This is a genomic window from Acinetobacter sp. S4397-1 (assembly GCF_024129285.1).
Taxonomy (GTDB): domain Bacteria; phylum Pseudomonadota; class Gammaproteobacteria; order Pseudomonadales; family Moraxellaceae; genus Acinetobacter; species Acinetobacter lwoffii_C.
The window spans coordinates 1-1248 of record NZ_JAMXXZ010000076.1 but is presented as its reverse complement, the minus strand read 5'-3'; the positions used below and the strand labels follow the sequence as shown (position 1 = coordinate 1248).

The following is a 1248-nucleotide window of genomic DNA, read 5'->3' as shown; positions in this document are numbered from 1 at the left end:
ATCCGCAGATTATGCACGAATGCCAAGAAATCTGGAGTGCAAATATTAACCAAAAAGAAGATCGTTTTTTGATTTATGAAAGAGATCTATTATTAAACACTATGAAATTATAGCGTTCTAATCATCTTGTAATATGCATGACTTAATCTTGCTGCTTCTTAAAAAATATGAAGCTTTAATATGAGTAAGTCACTTTTAGCAATTTTAATCGGTTCAGTACTTTTTTTATCAGGGTGTGATAATCAAAATGATGATATCCAAGTATCAAATCCTGATTCAGAAGAAAAACATTTGTTCTTTAAAGACAGGGACTTTGATCTTCAGGCACATAGAGGAGGATTAGGTTTAAGAACAGAGAGTAGTATTGCCTCATTTAGCAATGCGCTTGAAATGGGAGTAACTACATTAGAATTAGATACACAAGTTACTAAAGATGGAAAAGTAGTAGTAACACATGATCGTCAAATTTCTAAAAATAAGTGTCTAGATACAGGTCCTGCTTTTGTGGGGGATCTAGATTACCCGTATGTTGGAAAATATATAAAAGACTTAACTTTAGAGCAGATTAAAACAATGGATTGTGGTTCTTTGCGCTTAAAAGATTACCCACAGCAGCTGACTAGCCCTGGTGCTAAAATGCTAACTCTTAAAGAATTTTTTACTTTAGTTAAAAAATATAAATCAGAAAATGTCTTAATGAATATTGAGACCAAGATAGAGGCCGGAGCGCCAGAGCAAACTGCACCGCGCGAGCAATTCGTTAAAGCTGTTTTAGAGGAAGTGAAAAAATCAGGATTTGAAAATCAGATTACAATTCAGAGTTTTGATTGGGGAGCTTTAATGCTTGTGAAAGAGCTAAATCCTAAATTACCGATTATTGCTTTAACAAATGGACAGCAGTTTTTACAAGTAGGTCAACCAGGTAAATCCCCTTGGTTAGGTGGGTTAGATATTGATGATTTTAATGGTGACTTAATAGCAGCGGTTAAATCATTTGGTGCAGATGCTGTTTCACCCGTACATGGTAATCCACAGAATGGAAAAATAGGCGATTTTAACTATGTGCCATATACGACTAAAGAAATGGTGGAAAAAGCACATCAAAATAATTTAAAAGTTATTCCGTGGACTGTATCTGATATTGAAACTATAAATCATTTCTCTGTACACGACAAAAATAGATAACTCATTGAAATAATGTCATAATAATTGTTTTCTAACGACGAATACTATGACACATCTCAATGA

Annotated in this window: 1 protein-coding gene; it reads left to right on the top strand. The window is 33.7% G+C overall.

What is annotated here, in order from left to right; genetic code table 11:
* Positions 1–180: 180 nt before the first annotated feature.
* Positions 181–1185: a glycerophosphodiester phosphodiesterase family protein gene (locus NI467_RS14560; protein WP_253153495.1), complete on the top strand. Its 1005-nt coding sequence runs from the start codon at positions 181–183 to the stop codon at positions 1183–1185.
* Positions 1186–1248: the final 63 nt, after the last annotated feature.